Annotated in this window: 6 protein-coding genes; 5 read left to right on the top strand and 1 reads right to left on the bottom strand. The window is 38.7% G+C overall.

Annotated features, from left to right (window positions below):
• Nucleotides 1-142 precede the first annotated feature (142 nt).
• From RM529_RS16270 to RM529_RS16250, 5 genes are read left to right on the top strand one after another with little or no spacing between them, the layout of a single operon-like run.
• Nucleotides 143-520 (top strand): heavy-metal-associated domain-containing protein, encoded by a 378-nt coding sequence (locus tag RM529_RS16270; protein WP_311485796.1) that lies wholly within the window; start codon nt 143-145, stop codon nt 518-520.
• A 25-nt stretch (nt 521-545) separates the two neighbouring features.
• Nucleotides 546-944: a hypothetical protein gene (locus RM529_RS16265; protein ID WP_013073423.1), complete on the top strand. Its 399-nt coding sequence runs from the start codon at nt 546-548 to the stop codon at nt 942-944.
• Between the two features lie 11 nt (nt 945-955).
• The gene (locus tag RM529_RS16260; protein WP_013073424.1) at nt 956-1,795 is read left to right on the top strand and encodes a hypothetical protein; all 840 of its coding nucleotides are present in this window, start codon (nt 956-958) and stop codon (nt 1,793-1,795) included.
• 41 nt (nt 1,796-1,836) lie between these two features.
• Nucleotides 1,837-2,322 (top strand): heavy-metal-associated domain-containing protein, encoded by a 486-nt coding sequence (locus RM529_RS16255; protein ID WP_041579141.1) that lies wholly within the window; start codon nt 1,837-1,839, stop codon nt 2,320-2,322.
• 32 nt (nt 2,323-2,354) lie between these two features.
• Nucleotides 2,355-3,164 (top strand): NHL repeat-containing protein, encoded by an 810-nt coding sequence (locus RM529_RS16250; RefSeq protein ID WP_311485795.1) that lies wholly within the window; start codon nt 2,355-2,357, stop codon nt 3,162-3,164.
• Nucleotides 3,165-3,346: 182 nt separating this feature from the next.
• Here the strand turns inward: RM529_RS16250 and RM529_RS16245 are convergent.
• Nucleotides 3,347-3,968 (bottom strand): ATPase (locus RM529_RS16245; RefSeq protein ID WP_311485794.1); only part of this gene is annotated, 622 nt, incomplete at its 5' end.

The following is a 3,968-nucleotide window of genomic DNA, read 5'->3' as shown; positions in this document are numbered from 1 at the left end:
AAAAATGAAAAAAGAATATTTCAGATTTTTAGAAGATTAAGCAGTAGGATTTTTTTAAAGAAAAAAATAAAATCTAATTTGGTTACCACCCCCCTGCTGCCCCTAATTTTGACATAGTTAATTTTTAAAAATCAATTATAAGATGATAGGTTTACATAAAGAATTATTCGCGGTATTGTTAACCGGAACGACCCTTGCGTTTTCTGGAAATACCGCTAGCGCTATGGATCAGAAAAATGAAAATCAAATTGAATTTAAAATCCAAAAGGAGATGACGGAAAAAATCTTACACTTAAAAATTAAAGGCATGCATTGCCAGTCCGGTTGTGCTAATGGTATCGATTCAATGTTGAAGGAGCAAAAAGGCATTATTAAAAGTGAAACAAGCTTTGATAAAAGCTCCTCGATAATTGAATATGATCCAAAGCAGATTTCAGAAAAAAAGATACTCTCCCTTATCAAAGACCGTGGGTTTGAAGTGGAAGTTGTAACCGAAAAGGGGGCTTCTGTAAACGGATAGAGATACCTGTATAAAAACAATAAAGATGTTTGCTAAAATAAAAGAAGACTTCGTAAGTATAGGATCCCTTTTTACCTCGGTTTCCACCTTACTGTGTTGCGCCCTGCCTTCGCTACTGGTTGCCCTGGGAATGGGAGCTGTGGTTGCGGGATTGGCTTCTGACCTGCCCTGGCTCATTACCATGAGCAAATATAAAGACTGGACCTTCCTGATTGCCGGGATTATGATAGGCTTTAATTTCTGGTTGTTCTACGGAAGAAAAAGAAACCAAACCTGCGAGATCGATGAAAACGGAAATGAGACCGCATGTGATACAGCAACAAGATGGAGCAAAGCCATTCTTTGGTTTTCCTTTGGCCTTTATGTCCTTGGATTGTTTGCTGCTTATTTACTATTGCCCATTCAAAGATTTTTAGAAGTTTAAATTTACAAAACATGAAAAATTATTTTTTGATCCTATTCATAGGTTTATCGACACTGTATAAAGTAGAAGCCCAGGGGCATGGCCCAATTTATGGATTACAAACCCCCACCCTGGCAAAAGGCGGTATAAACATGAACGCTTCCGGAATGAGTATAGCGACCGAAGACGAGGCCTCTTATATGCTTCGGTATACATTTTTCTATGGCATTACGGAAGATTTACAGGTTACCCTTACCACTCCTACTGTGATTGAGCGTCTGGAAAATGCTCCACGAACCCGTGGAAATAGCATGATGCCTTCCAATGGAGATATCGAGGCTGCTTTGTGGTATCGTTTTTTTTCAAATGCTTTTGGGGTAGGAAAGAGGTTTGAATCCACAGCAATTTTAGGTGTATCTGCCCCTACTGAGGATGTTCGCGGACAGGTGAATGTAGGGAACTCTATCCATGGGGCCATTTCTACGGGATATGCCTCACGTACCTGGTACGCCTGGTTAGGTGGCGGTTACCAATATTATTTTGAAAAGGACAACGAGCAATTAGGCGATTTACCCTATGCAAGCATGGTGATAGGTTATCGTCCCGATGTTTTTATGGGGGATTATCCTAAACCCGACTGGCGGATATTTGTAGAATCACTGGCCGAATTTCCCGGAGATAATAAAGTTAACGGACAATTTTTTTCTACAGATGAACGGAGTAAAAAAGTATTGGTTGGTCCTTCAATTTTAGGACTTACCGGTCCCTGGGGAATTTCCTTCGGGGCATTGTTCCCGGTATACCAGGATCTTATTCCGAATACGCCCCGTGAAAAATATAGGGTCTCACTGAACATAAGTTATTGGTTATAACAGATATTAAAGAAGAATTTTAAACATAAAAAAAGAGTAAAATGAAAAGAATAGCATTAATTATCGTAGTGACAGTGTTTGGAATCATAAGTTCCAACGCCCAAATCACCAAAGTAGATCAGGAAGTTTTTGGAATGGATTGCGCACCTTGTGCCTATGGCCTTGAACGCGGACTCAAAAAAATGGATGGTATAGAAAAGGTACAAGTAAGTCTGAATGAAGGCAAAGCTTATTTAGATCTGACTGCAAACAATAATTTAAGCTTGAAACAAATTCAGGAAGAAGTGAAAGTGAATGGTTTTTCAGCTAAGAATGCCGAAATAGTTATAAAGGGCAACTTCGTTGAGCAGGATGGCACTTATGCAATACAAACCGGGAAAGAAACTTTTAAGATAGCTGAAGCAACTTCTACCAACTTACGTTCCAGGTTAAAACCCGGAGTCCTTACAGTTAAAGGGATAGTTCAGGATGAAGAAGACGGGGAGCTAACCACTAAGTGGGAAATTGAGCTTACTGAAATCCTTTAAGCTTTATGCAGTAATCTTTAAAGCGGGAAAAGATGAATAGGTTTATATTGATTTTAGTTTTCACCTTATTGCTCATAAGCTGTAAGCAGGAAAATGTAAAATGGACCTTTGAAGAGAAAATAAAACTTCCCGAAAAAGTACGTCCACTTTCGTTAGCGAAAACTGGCGACGACATCTGGTTTTCGGATCCTGAACAGTTCAGGTTATTGAAAATAGACCCCAGCGGAAATAAAATAAATTCGATTGTGGGCATTAAACGCCCTATGAATATTGATTTCGACAAGGGAAAGCTGTATGTACCCGAATTTTTAACAGATACAATTTGGGTTTTCGAGGACGGGAAAAAGTCCGCACTGTTCCTAAATGCCGAACCGCAAGCACCCGCCGGACTCAATGCAAAGGGCGACACAATCGCGATTGCTGACTTTTATAACCATAGGATTATTTTACAAATAAAAGAACAGGTGAGTTATATAGGAAAGGAGGGGCACAACAAAGGAGAACTGTATTATCCGATAGATGTAAAAATCAAGGGTGATAAAGTCTTTGTTGCCGATGCCTATAATAATAGGGTACAGGTATTCAACATTGACGGAAAAATATTGGAAATTATCGGAGAAGAAGATGGATTCAACGTAGCTTCTGGTATAGCTTTAAGTGAAAATGGCTTTGCTGTGACTGACCAAGAAAACAGCAGGGTATTGATTTATGATTTCAATGGAGAATTAGAGCAAATTCTTACCGATGATATCAATTATCCTACGGATGCACTATTCGATAAAAATAAATTATACATCACAAATTTTAAGGAGAATTCCATAGCGGTTTACAAAATGAGGTGATTTGATAAAAATAGTGGGGGTATAAAGTATGGTTTGAAAGCTTTAAACTTTTAGAGCCAGTTGAATTTCAAATAATTCCTCAACCAGATATTGATTATTGCTGTGCCTTTTGCACTTACGGTACAGTGAGCAGTCCACCAATTCAAGAGAGTACAAATGTTGTTTGAAATTATAGTTAAAGTTCATTTCCTCTTATCCCCAGCCCCTTTATCAAAAGCAATCAAATTAAACAATTCGCGCATTCTACTACGGACACGATTGCCATAACGTTCTTCCAGTTCCTCGGCATTTAGGTTGGTAGTGCTGTGAGTTTTGATTTTATGCTTTGTTTGGAGGTAAAGTTCATACCGCGATAAAAGTACTTCGCCCATCACATTCAGATCCTTACCGTAAAACCTTCCTAACGGTTCTACACCAAGATCGTCAAAACAGAAGAATTTCGTGTTTCCATAATCCTCGATAGTCTTAAAACCAAGATGGTTAAAACTGAACGTCACATTTCGGCAAGGGATCATTTCGTAAGGACGTTGCAAGGGCACTAAATGCCGTAAAAGTTTCATTAAGCTGGTTTTACCACAACCTACAGGACCAGAAAGTAGAATACCTTTGTCAATATCAATCTCAAATTTTTCACAGTTGTCTTTGTCCTTGATGAAGTAGGAACAGAGCTTCAACAAAATATCTTTATCCTCATCGTAAATCCTGAACTTTTCGCCAAAGAGCAATTTGCCCTTGGCATTTAAGTAAATCAGGATTTTTGGGAAATCGTAGAGAACACTTTTGCCATCAAATTTTCCGAGCGAA

Origin of the sequence: Autumnicola edwardsiae (genome assembly GCF_031846505.1) — a bacterium.
Classification (GTDB): Bacteria; Bacteroidota; Bacteroidia; order Flavobacteriales; family Flavobacteriaceae; genus Autumnicola; species Autumnicola edwardsiae.
The sequence above is the reverse complement of the archived record's forward strand: the minus strand, read 5'-3'. Positions and strand labels throughout refer to the sequence as shown.